Here is a 16,421-nt window from a genome sequence, read left to right as displayed (position 1 = left end):
CCGGCGGCGGCTGGCCTAGAGCGCAGCCAGCCAGCGTTCGCGATAGGCGGCCCAGCCGGGCAGCGCCAAGGGGGCAGTGCCACGGGCAGCGGTGCCACCGGCAGCAGTGGCAGCATCCGCAGCATCCGCAGCATCCGCAACGGCGGCAGCATCGGCTGGCGCGCCGCCCGTCGCGCGGCCGATCGCCGCGCCCCCTGTAGCCGGCCAATGCGCCAGCATCCAGGCGCCGCAGGTGGTGCCGCTCGCGTCGTCCGAGCTGAGGACCGCCTGCCCGGGCCGCAGCGCGGCCAGCAGCGGCGCGAAATAGGGATTACCGGTATAGCTGCCTTCCACCACGATCTCGCCTTGGCAGGCGCCCAGCGCCGTCAAGCAATAGTCGCTCATCAGCACGCAATACAGCGTGGCCAGCGCATAGCGCTCCTTCGCCGTCTGCGGCGCCGGTCCTGCCACCGATCCGGCGCGCCCGCCGAACGGGCCGCCGGCCGAGGCAAAGCATGGCAGGGCCATGGTCTGCCGCGCGATCAGGCGCTGCAAGTCGTCGGCACTGCACTGGACCGGTTCGGCACCGGCCAGTTCGCCGAACTCGCGGCCGCCCATGAACCGCATGCACGCCACCGGTTCGCCCAGCGCGTTGCTGTTGGCCAGCATGTCGCCCGCTTCGCGCAGGCCATCCAGCGGCATGCCGATGGCGGCGGCGATCACCCAGGTGCCGGTGGACAGCACGGTGCGCGGCGCGCCCTGCAGGTGCCGCAGCAGCGAGGCGTTGCTGTCGTGGATGCCGCATACCACCTTGCAGTCTGCCGGCAAGCCGGTTTGCGCCGCCAGTTCGGGTTTCAGTGGACCCAGCGGGGCCCAGGCCGGCCGCAGCGGCGGAAACAGCGCGCTCCAGCCCATGCGTTCCACCATCGACGAATACTGCTGCCGGGCCGGCTGCCAGAGATCGGTATGGCAGCCGAGCGAAGTCACTTCGCTGGCGGCCACGCCGCTCAGGCGCCAGGCCCAGTACTGCGGATACATCAGGATGTGGCGCGCGCGCCCGAACTGCCCGGGGTAGGCATGCGCCTGCCAGGCCAGCTGGCGGCCCAAATTCAGGCCGGCGGGCAGCAGCGGCGAATAGCTGGACGAGTAGGGCGGCCGCAGCGCGCGGTACGCCGCATCCTGTGAAGGCGGCAGCTCGTCTTCGTAATCCAGCACCGGCAGCACCAGGCCTTCCTCGTCCACCAGCGCGGCGGTGGCGCCGTGCGTGACGGGCACGATGGCGCCCACGTGTGCCAGCTGCGCGAAGCCGCGCATGGCGTCCAGCATCCAGGACCAGATCCGCTCCGTGTCGTGGTGCGGGTACAAACCATCCGGCACCACCGCGTTCGGGCTGCGGCGCTCGGCCAGCGTATGGCCGTCCGCATCGATCAGGGCCAGCTTGACGTTGGTCTTGCCGATGTCGAGGACGATGGTGGCGGGGGCTGGGGAGGACGGCGTCATTTGGCCACCTTGCGCCCGCGCAGCAGGCGTGGGAGCGCAATGGTCACCAGCAGCAGCACGCCCACCACGATGGTCATGTAGATGCCCGGGATGTTCGCCAGCGACAGGCCATACGTGACAGTGCCCAGCGTGAGCACGGCCAGCAGCACGCCGCCGATGGTGCCCGCGCCGCCGGCGATGCTGACGCCACCCAGGATCACCATGGTGATCACCTCGAGCTCCCAGCCCATGGCGATGTTGGGTCGCGTGCTGCCGATGCGGCCGGTCAACAGGTAGGCGGCCAGGCCGGCCATGGCGCCCGCCACCATGAACAGCACCAGGCGGTAGCGCTCAACCGGAATGCCGGAGAAGCGCGCGGCCACGGGGTTGTTGCCGATGGCGTAGATGCGGCGGCCCCAGGCCGTGGCGTGCAGCACCACCGCAAAAATGGCGGCGAACACCAGCAGCACCACGAACTCGCGCGGGATGAAGTCGAAGAAGTAGCCCTGGCCCCAGTCCATCATCAGCTGCGGATAGCCGGTGTAGGCCTGGTCGCCCAGCACCACGCTGGCCAGGCCCCGGAACAGCGACACGGTGCCGATGGTAACAACGATGGACGGCAGCGCCCAGCGCGTCACCAGCCAGCCGTTCAGCCAGCCGCAGGCAGTGCCGGTGGCCAGCGCCACGAACAGCAGGCTTTCCGGCGGCAGGCCGATGGATTTGGCGTAACCCATGGCCACCGACGACAGCGCCAGCGTGCCGGCCACGGAAATGTCGATCTCGCGGCAGATGATCAACAGCGCCATCGGCAGCGCGATCAGCGCCTTTTCGCTAAAGTTGAAGGTGCCGTCGGCCAGGTTATTCAGGTCCAGGAAATTCGGCAGCAGGACGCCGCACACAACGAAGGCCGCCACCAGCAGCAGCGCCAGCAGGCTTTCCCAGCGGCCCAGCGCGGCACCCAGGCGGAAGCCAGGACGGTCCTGGATGATGTAGCGCGAACTGCTTGCCGGCGCCGCGGCTGCGGGGGCAGCGGCAGCGGGAACGGACGGTCCGGACAAAGCGGTCGGAGACGAAACAGGCGCAGAATTCACGCGGCACTCCCAATGGCAGGTTGAGCAGGTTGATCAGGTTTAACGAGATGCAGCGGCAGGATCTGGCGCCCGGCGCTCTTGTTGCCGCGCGCATTGATCATCACGGCGGTCAGGATCACCAGGCCGGTCAGCGCGCTTTGCCAGAACGGCGACACCTTCAGCACCGGCAGCGCGTTGCCGATCACGGCCAGGAACATGGCGCCCAGCACTGCGCCGGCCACCGTGCCGGTGCCGCCGGCGATGCTGATGCCGCCGATCACGCAGGCGGCGATCACGGTGAACTCGAAACCGTAGGCGATTTCGGTGTAGGCCACGGCGTAGCGCGCCACCCACAGGTAGCCGCACAGGCCAGCCATCAGGCCCGACAGGCCGTATGTCCACAGCAGGCGGCGCGCGATCGGGATGCCGACATAGCGCGCCGACGCGGGCTCGTTGCCGACCGCGTACAGGTCGCGCCCGAAGCGGCTGTGGCGTGCGATGAACACCGCCGCCAGCACGGCCGCCGCGGCGATCCACACCAGGTGGCTGATGCCGAACAGGCGCGCCAGCGGGAAGGCGATGAAGTCCTGCGGCATCTGGTGCGAGGACACCCAGGCGCCGCCGGACAGCACGAACACCATGCCCCGGTAGACGCTCATGGTGCCCAGCGTGACCACGATGGGCGGCAGTTCCAGATAGCCGATCAGCCAGCCGTTGACGAGGCCAAGCGCCAGCCCGATGGCGGCGGCGGCCAGCACCACCAGCACCAGCGGCAGCTCCGGGTGCCGCGCCGCCAGCAGCGCCGACATCATGCCCGACAGCGCCAGGTTGGACGCCACCGACAAGTCCACGCCGCGCGTGACGATCACCAGCATCTGGGTCAGCGCCAGCATGATCAGCAGGGTGCTGTCGGTGAGCAGGCCGGCCAGGCTGGCGCCGCTCAGGAACACCGGCGCGCGCAGGCCCACCAGCAGGATCAGGCCCACGATCATCAGCGCCAGCAGCGCCTCCCTCTGTTTCAAAGCTTTCATGCGCATTCCTCTACCGGCAGCGCGCAGCCGGAAGCCGCCGCCACCACTTTTTCGGGCGTGGCCTCGGCCCGCTCGAATACATTCGTAATATGCCCCTGGTGCATGACCACCACCCGGTCCGCCAGGCCCAGCACTTCCGGCAGCTCGGATGACACCAGGATCACCGACAGCCCCTTGCCAACCAGTTCGCTGACGAATTTATGCACGGCCGCCTTGGAGCCGATGTCGATGCCCTTGGTCGGCTCGTCCAGGATGATCACGCGCGGATTGGTCGCCAGCCATTTGCCCAGCACCACCTTCTGCTGGTTGCCGCCGGAAAGCTCGGAGACCAGCTGCGTCAGGTGGCTGGCCTTCAGCTCCAGCTGCTCGCTGAAATGGCGGGCGATGGTATTCTCCTGGGCGCGGCGGCTGCGCAGCAAAAAGCCCACCTTGTCCAGGATGGGCAAGGTGATGTTCTGCAGGATGGGCAGCGACAGGTGCGCGCCCTGGTGCTGGCGGTCCTCCGGCACATAGGCGATGCCGTTGGCGATGGCGTCGGCGGGGCAGGTGATGCGCACCTGCCGTCCGCCCAGGCGCACCGCGCCGCGCACGCCGGTGCTCAGGCCGAACAGCGCTTGCATCACTTCCGAGCGGCCGGCGCCAACCAGGCCGTAGAAGCCCAGGATCTCGCCCTGGCGCAGCTTGAAGCTCACATTCTCGAATTCGGTGGGATGGCAGAAGCCTTCCACTTCCAGCAGCACCGGGCCGGGCGTCACCTCGGCCTTGGGATAGGCCTGGTGCACGGCGCGGCCCACCATCAGGGCCACCAGTTCCGGCTCGGTGATGTCGCACAGCGCGCCCTCGGCGATGAACTGGCCGTCGCGCAGCACGGTGTAGCGGTCCGCCACGGCGAAGATCTCGTCGAACTTGTGCGAAATGAAGATGACGGCGGTGCCCGCCGCGCGCAGCTGGGCGATGATCCGGTACAGCTCCTGGATTTCGCGCTGCGACAGCGAGGCGGTCGGCTCGTCCATGATGACCACGCGCGCATCCTGCGACAGGGCGCGGGCGATCTCCACGAAATGGCGCTGCGCCACGCTCAGGTCTTTCACCTTGGCGCGTACCGGCAGCGACACTTCCAGCCGCGCGAACAGCTTTTCGGCTTCCGCCTCGATCAGGCGCCAGTCCACGCGGCCCAGCGCGCCCTTGCAGGGCTGGCGGCCGACGTAGATGTTCTCGGCCACGGTAAGCTCGTCGAACATCACGGTTTCCTGGTGCACGGCCGTGATCCCGGCGCGCATGGCTTCCTGCGCGCTGGCGAAGGCCACCTGCTTGCCGCACAGTTCCATGGTGCCTTCGTCCGGACGGTAGATGCCGGTCAGGGTCTTCACCAGCGTGGATTTGCCCGCGCCGTTCTCGCCGATCAGCGCCATCACTTCGCCGGGGCGCACGGATAGCGCTACCTTGTTCAGTGCCACGATGCCGGCGAAGCGCTTGCTGATGCCGGACAAGGCCAGCACCGGCGCGGGCAGGGCGGCGGCGGTGCCAGCTGATGTGGTAGCTGAGGTGGCAGCTGAGGCGGTGGCTGCGGCTTGCGCCGCGCCGCCAACTAACAGATTGAGTTGCATGCTGCGTCCGCGTCAGAAGATTTTGGAGAACTTGTCGACGTTCTCTTTGTTGTAAGTAAACGGTGCACCCATGGCCGCCTCGCCGCTGGCGTCGATGGCGATGGTGCCCATGCGGCCGGCCGACACCGCGCCGCCCGGCTTCGCGTTCGGCGCGCCCTTGACGAAGTCATACGCCGCATACGTGGCCGCGTAGCCCAGGTCGATCGGGTTCCAGATCGCGAACTCGCGCACCGCGCCGCTCTTCACGTGGCCCGCCATTTCCGAAGGCAGGCCCAGGCCGGTGACGAATACCTTGCCCACCAGGTGCTCGTCCACCACAGCCTTGCTGGCCGCGTTGATGCCCACGGTGGTCGGCGCGATGATGGCTTTCAGGTTGGGGTTACTGCGCAGCAGGCCGATCGCTTCGCGGTAGCTCTTGTCCGACTGGTCGTCGCCATACACGGTGGCCACCAGTTTCAGCTTGGCGAATTCCGGCTTGGCCAGCTCGCTCTTCATCACATTGATCCAGATGTTCTGGTTGGTGGCTTGGGCCGACGCCGACAGGATGGCGATTTCGCCCGCGCCGCCAATCGCGTCGGAAGCCATCTGGATCTGCTTCTGGCCGATCAGGTTGGCGTTCGACGGGTTGAGCTGCATCAGGCGGCCCTCCTGCGCCAGTCCGCTGTCAAAGGAAATCACCTTGATGCCGCGTCCCATGGCCTTCTTTGCGATCGGTACCAGCGCGTCCGGGTCGTTGGCCGAGATCACGATGGCGCTCACCTTCTGGCTGATGAGGGAGTTGATGATCTCGATCTGCCCCTCGGCGCTGGGTGTGGTGGGGCCGGTGTAGATGATCTCCACGTCCTTCAGCTGGGCGGCCGCCTCCTTGGCGCCGGTGTGGGCGGCGTCGAAGAAGCCGTTGCCCAGGCTTTTCACCACCATGGCGATGCGCACCTTTTCGGGCTTCTTTTCGCAGCCGGCCAGGGCGACGAGCATGCTGGCGGCCAGCGCCGCGATTGCGAGTTTCTTGAGCTTCAATGCGAGGTCTCCGATTGGTACATGGACGCGGTCTGGTAGTCGAACGCCGGGTTGTAGTTAGGGGCGATGATCTGCGGCGGCAGGGCCTCCGGCTCCACCGTCACCACGCGGATGCCCGACTGCTCCATCAGCTGCACCGCCGAATCGGACGCGTGGGTGTCGGTGATGACCGTGGCCACGCGGTTCAGGCCGCACAGGATCAGGCCGGCCTTCTTCTGGAACTTGGAGCTGTCGGCCAACACGATCAACTCCTCGGCCTGGCTGATCAAGCGCTTCTCGGCCTGGATCAGCAGCGGGTCCGCCTCCATCAGCCCGAGCAGCGACAGGCCGTACACGCTCATGAACATCTTGGCCGCGTAGTGGTGCTGGGTGATGTCGTTGTCGAAGGGGCTCAGGATCACGTTCTGCTCGCGGTACACCTTGCCGCCGGGGAGGATGATCTCGTTTTCGCTCGATACCAGCAGGCGCTCGGCCATGAGGAAGGAGTTGGTGAGGATCTTCAGGTGCTGGTCCACCAGGAACTCGGCCATCATGAAGGTGGTGGTGCCACCGTTGATGATGATGGTTTCGCCCTCGGTGCACATGCCGGCCGCGTAGCGCGCAATGGCGCGCTTGCGTTCGGCGTAGCACTGGATATTGTTCTGGAAGGTTTCGCTGGTGAGCGGGAAACCGCGCTTCTTCTGTTGCAGATTGGTTGCGCCACCCCGGGTGCGGGTGAGCAGATTGCGGCCGGCCAGCCAGCTGATGTCCCTGCGGACGGTTGCAGGCGAGGCGTTGAGCCACTCGACCAGTTGAGGCACGCTAGCCGTATTATGTTCGGCGAGCAGCTTCAACAAACGTTTACGGCGCTTGTGATTTACCATTTCTGTCTCCTCTTATTTTGTGTCTACTCAAGTTCGCCCGCCGGTTTTATCCGCCGGCGGTGCCAGGTGATCACTTTATTAACGATAGAGACTAATCATTTTGGCCTGACCAGTCAATCAGGCTTCGCTCAACTACTTGATTATTTCCGCCGCGTTGCAGCATAAACTGCGCGTTCCAATCATCGATATGATTATTTCGTTCTTAGTCATCATGTTGATTGCTTCCGCATTGACACCCCATACCCCACTGATTTCTACTGATTGCAGTTGCCCCGACGGCAAAAAGTCACACATACCCCACAACGGAGATCAGCAAATGAAAGACCCGAAGCAGAAAGAACCGATCGCTTCCCTATGGAACGACATCACAGCCGCCGCCATGAGCGAGCCGGAGCTGCTGCTGTACCGCTCCAACCTGTTGGGTTCGGACCTGCGCATTACCAATTTCGGCGGCGGCAACACCTCCGCCAAGGTCATGATGGCCGACCCGCTCAGCGGCGAGCAGGTGGAAGTGCTGTGGGTGAAAGGTTCCGGCGGCGATTTGGGCAGCATCAAGATCGACGGCTTCTCCACGCTGTACATGGACAAGCTGCAGGCGCTCAAGCAGCGCTACCGCGGCCTGGCGTTCGAGGACGAGATGGTGGCTTACCTGCCGCACTGCACCTTCAACCTCAACCCGCGCGCCGCCAGTATCGACACCCCGCTGCACGCCTACATCGACCGCAAGCACGTCGACCATATGCACCCGGATTCCTGCATCGCTATCGCCGCGTGCAAGAACAGCGAAGCGCTGACCGCCAAGATCTTCGAAGGTGAACTGGGCTGGCTGCCATGGCAGCGTCCCGGCTACGACCTGGGCCTGAAGCTGGAAGCGCTGTCGAAATCGCAGCCGCAGCTGAAGGGCATCATCCTGGAAGGCCATGGCCTGTTCACCTGGGGCGACACCGCCAAGGGCTGCTACGAAACCACGCTGAACATCATCAAGCGCGCCGAGGAATGGCTGGCTGCGAACGTGAAGCAGCCGGTGTTCGGCGGCGCCGGCACCACGCCGCTGGCGCCGGAGGCGCGCTCCGCGCTGGCCGCCAAACTGATGCCTGTCCTGCGCGGCAAGATCAGCCAGGACGAATACAAGCTGGGCCACTTTGACGACAGCGACGCCGTGCTGGAATTCGTCTGCAGCAAGGACCTGGCGCCGCTGGCCGCGCTGGGCACTTCCTGCCCGGACCACTTCCTGCGCACCAAGATCCGTCCTTTCGTGATCGATTTCGATCCGGCCAAGCCGGACTTCGACGGCCTCGTGGCCGGCCTGGACGCGCAGCTGGAAGCCTACCGCGCAGACTACCGCGCCTACCACGAGCGCTGCAAGCATGACAACAGCCCGGCCGTGCGCGACGCCAATCCCATCATCTACCTGATTCCCGGCGTGGGCATGCTGTCCTTCGCCAAGGACAAGGCCACCGCGCGCATCGCCGGCGAGTTCTACGTCAACGCCATCAACGTGATGCGCGGCGCGAACGGCGTGGACACCTACGTTGGCCTGCCGGAGCAGGAAGCGTTCGACATCGAATACTGGCTGCTGGAGGAAGCGAAACTGCAGCGCATGCCCAAGCCGAAAAGCCTGGCCGGCCGCATCGCGCTGGTCACCGGCGGCGCCGGCGGCATCGGCCAGGCGGTTGCCCGCCAGCTGCTGCAGGAGGGCGCATGCGTGATGCTGACCGATATCGACGCGGAAGCACTGGAGCAGGCGCACAAGGAACTGGCCAAGGCCGCCGGCAAGGACAGCGTGGGCAGCATCGTCGCCAACATCACCAGCGAGCAGGCGGTGGAAGACGTGATCAACGCATCGGCGCTGCGCTTCGGCGGCATCGACCTGCTGATCTCCAACGCCGGCATCGCCTCCTCGGCGCCGCTGGACGAGACCACGCTGGAAATCTGGAACCGCAACCAGGACATCCTGGTCACCGGCTACTTCCTGGCCAGCCGTGCCGCCTTCCGCATCATGAAGCAGCAGAAGCTGGGCGGCAGCATGGTGTTCGTGGCGTCCAAGAACGGCCTGGTGGCCTCGGCCGGCGCATCGGCCTACTGCACCGCCAAGGCCGCGGAAATCCACCTGGCGCGCTGCATTGCGCTGGAAGGCGCACCGCACGGCATCCGCGTCAACGTGGTCAATCCGGACGCGGTCATCCGCGGTTCGCGCATCTGGGACGGAAAATGGAAGCAGGAACGCGCCCAGTCGAATAAAATCGGCACGGACGACGTGGAAGACTTCTACCGCCAGCGCAGCATGCTGAAACTGAGCGTGCTGCCGGAGGATATCGCCGAGGCGGTGTACTTCCTGGCCAGCGACAAGGCGGGCAAGAGCACCGGCAATATCCTGAACGTGGACGCCGGCAACGCAGCAGCATTCACGCGCTAAAAAAAGCAGGCGGCGGGCTCCGGCCCGCCTCGTAGAAATAGAAAGATGGAGACTGGGATGAGTACTTTGATCGACGCCGGCCGCGTGGCCGAACACAACGCAAAACTGGAAGCGAACCTGCAGGCCGACTATGACGCGCTGGCAGGCGTGCTGGCCCGCCGCGGCCAGGACATCGAGAAGCTGACCGCCGTCGCGCAGCGCTTCGCGGTAGCGCTCCCAAGCTGGGGCGTGGGCACCGGCGGCACCCGTTTCGCGCGCTTCCCGGGCAAGGGCGAGCCGCGCAACGTGTTTGAAAAAATGGAAGACTGCGGCGTGATCCACCAGCTCACGCGCGCCACGCCCAGCGTGTCGCTGCACTTCCCGTGGGATAAAACCACCGATCCGAACGCGCTGCGCCAGCAGGCTGAAGGCTATGGCCTGGGCTTCGACGCGGTGAACTCGAACACCTTCCAGGACCAGCAGGGCCAGGAACACAGCTACAAGTACGGCAGCCTGACGTCGCAGGACGCAGCCACCCGCGCACAAGCGGTTGCGCACAATATCGAATGCATTGAACTGGGCAAGGCGCTCGGCTCGAAAGGCCTGACCGTGTGGGTGGGCGACGGCGCCAACTTCCCGGGCCAGCACAACCTGCGCGGCGCGCTGGAACGCTACCTGGACAGCGCGCGCGGCATCTACGCTGCGCTGCCGGACGACTGGCAGATGTACATCGAACACAAGCTGTTCGAGCCGGCGTTCTACGCCACCACCATTGCCGACTGGGGCACCAGCTTCGCCTGCGCGCAGCAGCTCGGACCGAAAGCGAAATGCCTGGTCGACCTGGGCCACCACGCGCCCAACACCAACATCGAAATGATCGTGGCGCGCCTGGCGCAGTTCGGCAAACTGGGCGGATTCCACTTCAACGACAGCAAATACGGCGACGACGACCTGGATTCTGGCAGTATCAATCCGTTCCAGCTGTTCCTGGTCTTCAATGAACTGGCCGACGCCGAGCAGCGCGACGGCGCCAGTTTCAATCCGGCCTATATGCTGGACCAGTCGCACAACGTGACCGATCCGATCGAGAGCCTGATGAACAGCGCCGCCGAAGTACAGCGCGCCGCCGTGCAGGCAGCGCTGGTGGACCGCGCCGCGCTCAAGCAGTACCAGGAGAGCAACGACGCGCTGCAGTCGGCGCAGGCGCTCAAGCAGGCCTACCGTACTGACGTCAGCGCCATCCTGGCCATGGCGCGCGTGCGTTCGGGCGGCGCCATCGATCCGGTCGCATGCTACCGCGCGTCCGGCTACCGCGAGAAGGCGGCTGAAGCGCGTCCAGCGAAGGCAGGCGCCAGCAGCAGCGGCATCGTTTAAACGCCTGCCGGAGCTTATCGATGAGCAAGCGCACCATGCGCAGGACGGCGGCTACGCGTAACATTTCCTCAACATGGCTCGCTGCGGCGGCGGCGGCGCTGGCGGCTGGCGGGGCGCTTGCCCCGGCGGGCGCCGGTGCCGCCCCGGCCGCCTCGGCCGCAGCCGCCGCAGCAGCAGCCTACCTGCCGCCGGCGCCGGTGCGCTCCGACCGGCTGGCGGACGTGGCGGCCCGTCTGGCCGTGCCGCCGGACGACGCCAGGGCCATGGTGCGCTGGTGGTGGTTCGGCCCCAACGTGGTCAAACCGCAGCTGGAGCGCGAAATGCTGGCCATGAAGGCGGGCGGTTTCGGCGGCTTTGAAATCCAGCCCGTCTATCCCATGGAACTTGACGACCCGGCACGCGGCATCCGCAACGTTCCCTATCTTTCCCCCGAATTCCTGGACGCCGTCAGCTTCGTCAACACGAAAGCCCATGAGCAGAAACTGCGCGTGGACATGACGCTCGCCAGCGGCTGGCCTTACGGCGGCCCGAACGTGCCCGTTACCGAAGCGGCCAGCCGCATGCGCGTGGTCCCGGTCGCCATTCCCCCTAACGCGGCATCCTATGCGCTGCCGCCGGTGATGAGCGGCGAGAAGCTGGTTGCCGCTTTCGTCGGCGAAGGCAGCGAAAAACAATATGACGCCGCCGGCCTGCGCCTCATCGCCGCCGCTGGCAGCAATGCCGCCGGCGTTGGCCGCGCCGCCATCGCGCCGTCCGCCCAGGCGCGCGTGGCCGTGCACTACATCGCCAGCCGCACCGGCCAGCAAGTCAAGCGCGCCGCACTGGGAGCGGAAGGCTTTGTGCTGGACCACCTGAGCCGCACCGCCATCGACCACCACCTGAACACGGTCGCCGAACCGCTGCTGAAAGCCTTCGGCGACAAGCCGCCGTACGCCGTGTTCTCGGACAGCCTGGAAGTCTACGGCACCGACTGGACCGACGATTTCCTGGCCGAGTTCCAGCGCCGGCGCGGCTACGACCTGAAACCGCACCTGCCGGCCGTCTACAGCGGCCAGGGCCCGGACGCCGCCGCGCTGCGCCGCGACTGGGCGCTGACGCAGACGGAGCTGGTCAACGAGCGCTACCTGACGCCGGTGAATGACTGGGCCACCGCGCACCGCACCCAGTTCCGTTCCCAGACCTACGGCGAGCCGGCCGTTTCCCTGTCCAGCAACCGCCTGGTGGCGCTGCCGGAAGGCGAGGGGCCGCAGTTCCGCAGCTTCTCCTTCACGCGCCTGGCCACGTCGGCCGGCCATTTGTACAACCGCCCCGTGGTATCCGCAGAAACCTGGACCTGGCTCAATTCGCCCGCCTTCAGCGCCACGCCGCTGGACATGAAGGTGGAAGCGGACCGCATGCTGCTGCAGGGCGTGAACCAGTTCGTCGGCCACGGCTGGCCGTACACGCCGCCGGGTGCGCAAGAACCGGGCTACGCCTTCTACGCGGCGGCGGTGTTCAACGACCACCAGCCCTGGTGGAACGTCATGCCGGACGTGAACGCCTACCTGCAGCGCATTAGCTACCTCCTGCGCCAGGGCCAGCCCGCCAACCAGGTGGCCGTGCTGCTGCCGAACGACGATGTCTATTCGGTGCTCACGCCGGGCAAGGTGTCGCTGTCGGCCGAGATGCACAAGCACGTTACGCCGCTGCTCACCGAGCAGATCCTGGATGCCGGCCACAATATCGATTACGTGGATGCAGAGTCCATCCTGGCGCTGGGCGTGAAGCACCCGGTGCTGGTGATGCCGCACGTGAAACGGCTGGCGCCCGAGGTGCTGGCCAGGCTCCAGGCCTACGTGCGCGGGGGAGGCAAGATTATTGCCGTCGGCGGCACGCCGTCGCTGGCGCCGGGCTATGCCGATGGCGCGCGCATAGGCGCGCAGGTTGCCGCCGCTGCCAAAACACTGTTCGCTTCCGGCGCCCAGGTGCAGCTCGTGGCGGACGACGCGGCGCTTGGCTCGGCGCTGAAGAAGGCGCTGCCGGGCGACCTGCAGCTGGCTTCCAGCCAGTCCGATGTCGGCTTCATCCGCCGCAAGCTGGCCGACGGCGACATCTACTTCATCGCCAACACCAGCAACCGCGAAGTGCGCACCACCGCAACCCTGCGCGCCACGCGCCGCTCGGCTGCCTGGTGGAACCCACAGGACGGCAAGGCCACGCCCGCCAGCGTCAAGCCAGGCTTCTCGCTCACCCTGGCGCCATACGAATCGCGCGTGCTGGTGCTGTCCGACGCAGCGCAAGCACCAGCACCGGCTGGCAATGCGGACGCTGTGGCCCCCGCAGGCCTGGCAGGTGCCACGCCCGGCGGCGCAGGTCCGGCTGCGGATGGCACACGCGCTGGTTCTGCGCTCGGCGGCACGGGGCTCGCCTCAGTGCTGGCAGACCTGAGCCGCGACTGGCAGCTGGTCTTCCCCGGTGCCCAGCCGCAGCCCATGGCCGAGCTGCGGTCCTGGACCGACCTGCCTGCCAGACGCTTCTATTCCGGCGAAGGCGTCTATACGAAGGACGTCAACCTGCCCGCCGCGCCGCAGCCCGGCGCGCGCGTCACGCTGGACTTCGGCCCCGGCGCGCCCCTGGAGAGCACGCCGAAAGTCCCCGCCGGCATGCGCGCCATGCTGGAAAGCCCGGTGCGCGAAGCCGCCGTGGTCTATATCAACGGCCAGCGTGCCGGCTCGGTGTGGAAACCGCCTTACCAGATCGACGTCACGCCGTGGCTGAAGGCAGGCAGCAACCGCATCGAAGTGCGCGTCGCCAATCTCGCCCTGAACGGCCTGGCCGGCCAGGAACGACCCGACTACCGATTGCTGTCCGCCCGCTACGGCCAGCGCTTCGTCCCGCAGGACACGCACCTGATCGAGCCCAAGCCGTCCGGCATGCTCGGCCCCGTGCGGCTGCTGCAGGAGCAGATCAAATGAGGAACACCATGCAAGCAAGATGGATGCAGGCCGCGCTGGCCGCAGTCCTGGCCCTGGCCATGACCGTGGCGGGCGCCAAGGACTACAGCGTGGACAAGTACGGCGCCAAAGGCGACGGCACCACCACGGACACCAAGGCAATCCAGGCCGCGATCGATGCCGCAGCCAAAGACGGCGGCCGCGTCGTGTTCCCCGCCGGGACTTACCTGAGCGGCTCCATCTTCGTGAAGAGCGGCGTTACGCTCAACGTGGGGAAGGGCGCTACCATACTGGGCTCTCAAAACATCAAGGACTACCCCGTCATGCCCACGCGCATCGCGGGCATCGAGATGAGCTGGCCTGCCGCGCTGGTCAATGTATACGAGCAGAAGAACGCCGCCATTGAAGGCGAAGGCACCATCGACGGCGACGGCAAGGTGTTCTGGGACAGCTACTGGACCCTGCGCAAGGAGTACGAACCGCGCGGCCTGCGCTGGGCCTCGGACTATGACGCGCAGCGTCCGCGCCTGGTCCAGGTCTTCAACTCGTCCAACGTCAAGGTCGGCGGCGGGCTGCTGCTGCGCCGTTCCGGCTTCTGGACCCTGCACATCTGCTATTCCACCGACGTGACGGTGGACGGCGTCGTCATCCGCAACAACGAAGGCGGCCGCGGCCCCTCCACCGACGGCATCGACATCGATTCCTCCAAACGCATCCTGGTGCAGAACGCCGACATCGCCGTGAACGACGACGCGCTGTGCCTGAAAGCCGGGCGCGATTCGGACGGCCAGCGCGTGGCCCGTACCACGGAAGACGTGGTGATACGCGACTCCATCGTGCGCGACGGCGCTGCCGGCGTCACCTTCGGCAGCGAAACGGCGGGCGGCTTCCGCAATATCGAAGCCTACAACATCACCGTGGTTGGCAACGTGCCGGTTGGTATCCTGTTCAAGTCCGCCCACACCCGCGGCGGATTCGGCGAAAACCTGCGCCTGCACGACTTCAAGATGACCGACATTCCCGTGGTCATGCGCATCACCATGAACTGGAATCCCAGCTACAGCTACGCCACCATTCCGCCTGAGATCAAGGACTATCCGCCGTACTGGAAGGTGCTCGCCACGCCGGTGCCGAAGGAGAAGGGACGCGCCTTCTTCCATGACGTGAGTATCTGGAACATCAAGGCCACCGGCGCCACCACGGCGTTCGAGGTGAGCGGCTACAAGGAAGTGCCGCTGGAGCGCTTCAGCCTGAAGAACATCGACATCCAGGCGAAGCAGGGCGGCCATATCTACGACGTGAAGGACTGGCAGTTCACCGACGTGAAACTGGCGCTGGCCGCGCCGGTGGAAGTGGAAGACGCCGCCGCTGTGCGCGGCCTGCCCGCCGGGACCACGGTGGTGCGTCCCGCCGCGCCGCGCGCCGATCCATCGAAGAAGAGCTTTGAAGAACAGGACAAGACCTAATGGCCAAGAAGACCAACCTTTTCATCGCGCTGGCACTGGCGTTCGGCGCAGCATCCGGCATTGCCGCCGCCCAGCAGAACTACCCGCTGCCTACGCCTGCCCAGCAAGCCATCGTGGACAAGGACACCAGCCGCAAGTTCGGCGATGCGCCGGCCGACGGCGGTCCGCTCGCCACCGGGCTGTCGCCAGCGTTGCAGCCGGCCGCCATCGACAAGGCCTTGCGCAAGGTGGCGGACTGGCAGCTGGAGCGCACCATGCGCCACCTGGACAAGATCTGGACTTCGGCCGTGCTCTTCACCGGCTTCATGGCCGCCTCGGAAGCGACCGGCGATCCCAAATACCGCGACGCCATGCTGGCCATGGCAAAGGGCTTCAATTGGGAGCTGCGCACGCCGTACCCCAATGCGGACGACATCAGCGTGGCGCAGACCTACCTGGAGCTGTACGCGCTCGACCCGTCGCCGGAGAAGCTGGCCGCCACCCGCACCCAGCTGGACACCCTGATTAACCTGAAAACATTGAAGCCCGGCGATGACCGCCTGCCGTGGTGGTGGTGCGACGCGCTGTTCATGGCGCCGCCGGTGTGGCTGAAGATGTACAAGGCCACCGGCGAGCGCAAGTACCTGGACTACGTACATGAGCAATGGCAGAAGACTTACGACGCGCTGTACGACAAGCAGGAGCACCTGTACGCGCGCGACGTGAGCTACATCGGCAAGACCGAACCGAACGGCAAGAAGATCTTCTGGTCGCGCGGCGAAGGCTGGGTGCTGGGCGGCCTTGCGCGCAGCATCGACCTGATTCCGGCGGACGATCCGAAGCGGCCGTTCTACATCCAGCAGTTGCGCGAGATGTCCGCGGCGCTGGCCAGGATCCAGGGCCCGGACGGCCTGTGGCATGCAGGCCTGCTGGACCCGGCCACCTATCCGCTGCCGGAGATCTCTGGCTCGGCGCTGTTCGTGTACGGCATGGCGTACGGCGTGAACCGGGGCTATCTGGACGAGAAGACCTACCGCCCCGTGATCGAACGCGCGTGGGCGGGCATCCTGAAGAACGTGTACGCGGACGGGCGCCTCGGCGGCATCCAGCAGACCGGCGCAGAGCCGGCCTTCTACAGGCCCGCATCGAGCTACAACTACGGCGTGGGCGGCTTCCTGCTGGCCGCGGCCGAACTGAAGAAAATGGCGGAAAAAAAATGACGATACGC

11 protein-coding genes are annotated in these 16,421 nt (G+C 66.3%); 5 read left to right on the top strand and 6 right to left on the bottom strand.

Annotated features, from left to right (window positions below; translation table 11 throughout):
• Positions 1–15: 15 nt before the first annotated feature.
• From ASC94_RS02005 to ASC94_RS01980, 6 genes are read right to left on the bottom strand one after another with little or no spacing between them, the layout of a single operon-like run.
• The gene (locus tag ASC94_RS02005) at positions 16–1,479 is read right to left on the bottom strand and encodes an FGGY-family carbohydrate kinase (protein ID WP_056389972.1); all 1,464 of its coding nucleotides are present in this window, start codon (positions 1,477–1,479) and stop codon (positions 16–18) included.
• Positions 1,476–2,516, bottom strand: a complete 1,041-nt coding sequence (locus ASC94_RS02000; RefSeq protein ID WP_056389969.1) for an ABC transporter permease — start codon at positions 2,514–2,516, stop codon at positions 1,476–1,478. Before ASC94_RS02000 ends, ASC94_RS02005 begins: the two co-directional genes overlap by 4 nt.
• Positions 2,517–2,545: 29 nt before the next feature.
• A complete protein-coding gene (locus ASC94_RS01995) occupies positions 2,546–3,559 on the bottom strand; it encodes an ABC transporter permease (protein ID WP_056389966.1) in 1,014 nt (337 codons plus the stop codon).
• Positions 3,556–5,166: a sugar ABC transporter ATP-binding protein gene (locus ASC94_RS01990; RefSeq protein ID WP_082616032.1), complete on the bottom strand. Its 1,611-nt coding sequence runs from the start codon at positions 5,164–5,166 to the stop codon at positions 3,556–3,558. Before ASC94_RS01990 ends, ASC94_RS01995 begins: the two co-directional genes overlap by 4 nt.
• A 12-nt stretch (positions 5,167–5,178) precedes the next feature.
• Complete coding sequence (gene rhaS / locus ASC94_RS01985; RefSeq protein WP_229417139.1) at positions 5,179–6,183, bottom strand: rhamnose ABC transporter substrate-binding protein; 1,005 nt, start codon at positions 6,181–6,183, stop codon at positions 5,179–5,181.
• Positions 6,180–6,983 carry a DeoR/GlpR family DNA-binding transcription regulator gene (locus ASC94_RS01980; RefSeq protein ID WP_229417138.1) on the bottom strand — a complete coding sequence of 268 codons (804 nt, stop codon included), beginning with the start codon at positions 6,981–6,983 and terminating at the stop codon, positions 6,180–6,182. Before ASC94_RS01980 ends, rhaS begins: the two co-directional genes overlap by 4 nt.
• 379 nt (positions 6,984–7,362) lie before the next feature.
• Here ASC94_RS01980 and ASC94_RS01975 point away from each other — a divergent pair, with 379 nt between their 5' ends.
• The 5 genes from ASC94_RS01975 to ASC94_RS01955 are packed head-to-tail and all read left to right on the top strand — an operon-like array spanning position 7,363 to position 16,413.
• Entirely contained in the window at positions 7,363–9,462 is a 2,100-nt protein-coding gene (locus ASC94_RS01975) for a bifunctional rhamnulose-1-phosphate aldolase/short-chain dehydrogenase (protein WP_056389957.1), read from the top strand.
• A gap of 57 nt (positions 9,463–9,519) precedes the next feature.
• The gene (rhaI, locus tag ASC94_RS01970; protein WP_056389954.1) at positions 9,520–10,815 is read left to right on the top strand and encodes an L-rhamnose catabolism isomerase; all 1,296 of its coding nucleotides are present in this window, start codon (positions 9,520–9,522) and stop codon (positions 10,813–10,815) included.
• Between the two features lie 20 nt (positions 10,816–10,835).
• Positions 10,836–13,769, top strand: coding sequence for a glycosyl hydrolase (locus ASC94_RS01965; protein WP_229417137.1), 2,934 nt, complete (start codon positions 10,836–10,838; stop codon positions 13,767–13,769).
• 8 nt (positions 13,770–13,777) lie between these two features.
• Positions 13,778–15,214 (top strand): glycoside hydrolase family 28 protein, encoded by a 1,437-nt coding sequence (locus ASC94_RS01960; protein ID WP_056392028.1) that lies wholly within the window; start codon positions 13,778–13,780, stop codon positions 15,212–15,214.
• Entirely contained in the window at positions 15,214–16,413 is a 1,200-nt protein-coding gene (locus ASC94_RS01955; protein WP_056389951.1) for a glycoside hydrolase family 105 protein, read from the top strand. The genes ASC94_RS01960 and ASC94_RS01955 overlap by 1 nt, the downstream gene beginning before the upstream one ends.
• The last annotated feature ends 8 nt before the right edge of the window (positions 16,414–16,421 follow it).

It is taken from the genome of Massilia sp. Root418, from assembly GCF_001425265.1.
Taxonomy (GTDB): Bacteria; Pseudomonadota; Gammaproteobacteria; order Burkholderiales; family Burkholderiaceae_D; genus Rugamonas.
Note: the sequence above shows the minus strand (reverse complement) of the source record. Positions and strands in the feature narration are given on the sequence as shown.

Bases quoted from the DNA above. Each gene is read 5' to 3' on its own strand.
- ASC94_RS02005 (WP_056389972.1), bottom strand. From the start codon at position 1,479: ATGACGCCGTCCTCCCCAGCCCCCGCCACCATCGTCCTCGACATCGGC.
- ASC94_RS01995 (WP_056389966.1), bottom strand. From the start codon at position 3,559: ATGAAAGCTTTGAAACAGAGGGAGGCGCTGCTGGCGCTGATGATCGTG.
- ASC94_RS01955 (WP_056389951.1), top strand. From the start codon at position 15,214: ATGGCCAAGAAGACCAACCTTTTCATCGCGCTGGCACTGGCGTTCGGC.
- ASC94_RS01990 (WP_082616032.1), bottom strand. From the start codon at position 5,166: ATGCAACTCAATCTGTTAGTTGGCGGCGCGGCGCAAGCCGCAGCCACC.
- rhaI (WP_056389954.1), top strand. From the start codon at position 9,520: ATGAGTACTTTGATCGACGCCGGCCGCGTGGCCGAACACAACGCAAAA.
- ASC94_RS01960 (WP_056392028.1), top strand. From the start codon at position 13,778: ATGCAAGCAAGATGGATGCAGGCCGCGCTGGCCGCAGTCCTGGCCCTG.
- ASC94_RS01975 (WP_056389957.1), top strand. From the start codon at position 7,363: ATGAAAGACCCGAAGCAGAAAGAACCGATCGCTTCCCTATGGAACGAC.
- ASC94_RS01965 (WP_229417137.1), top strand. From the start codon at position 10,836: ATGAGCAAGCGCACCATGCGCAGGACGGCGGCTACGCGTAACATTTCC.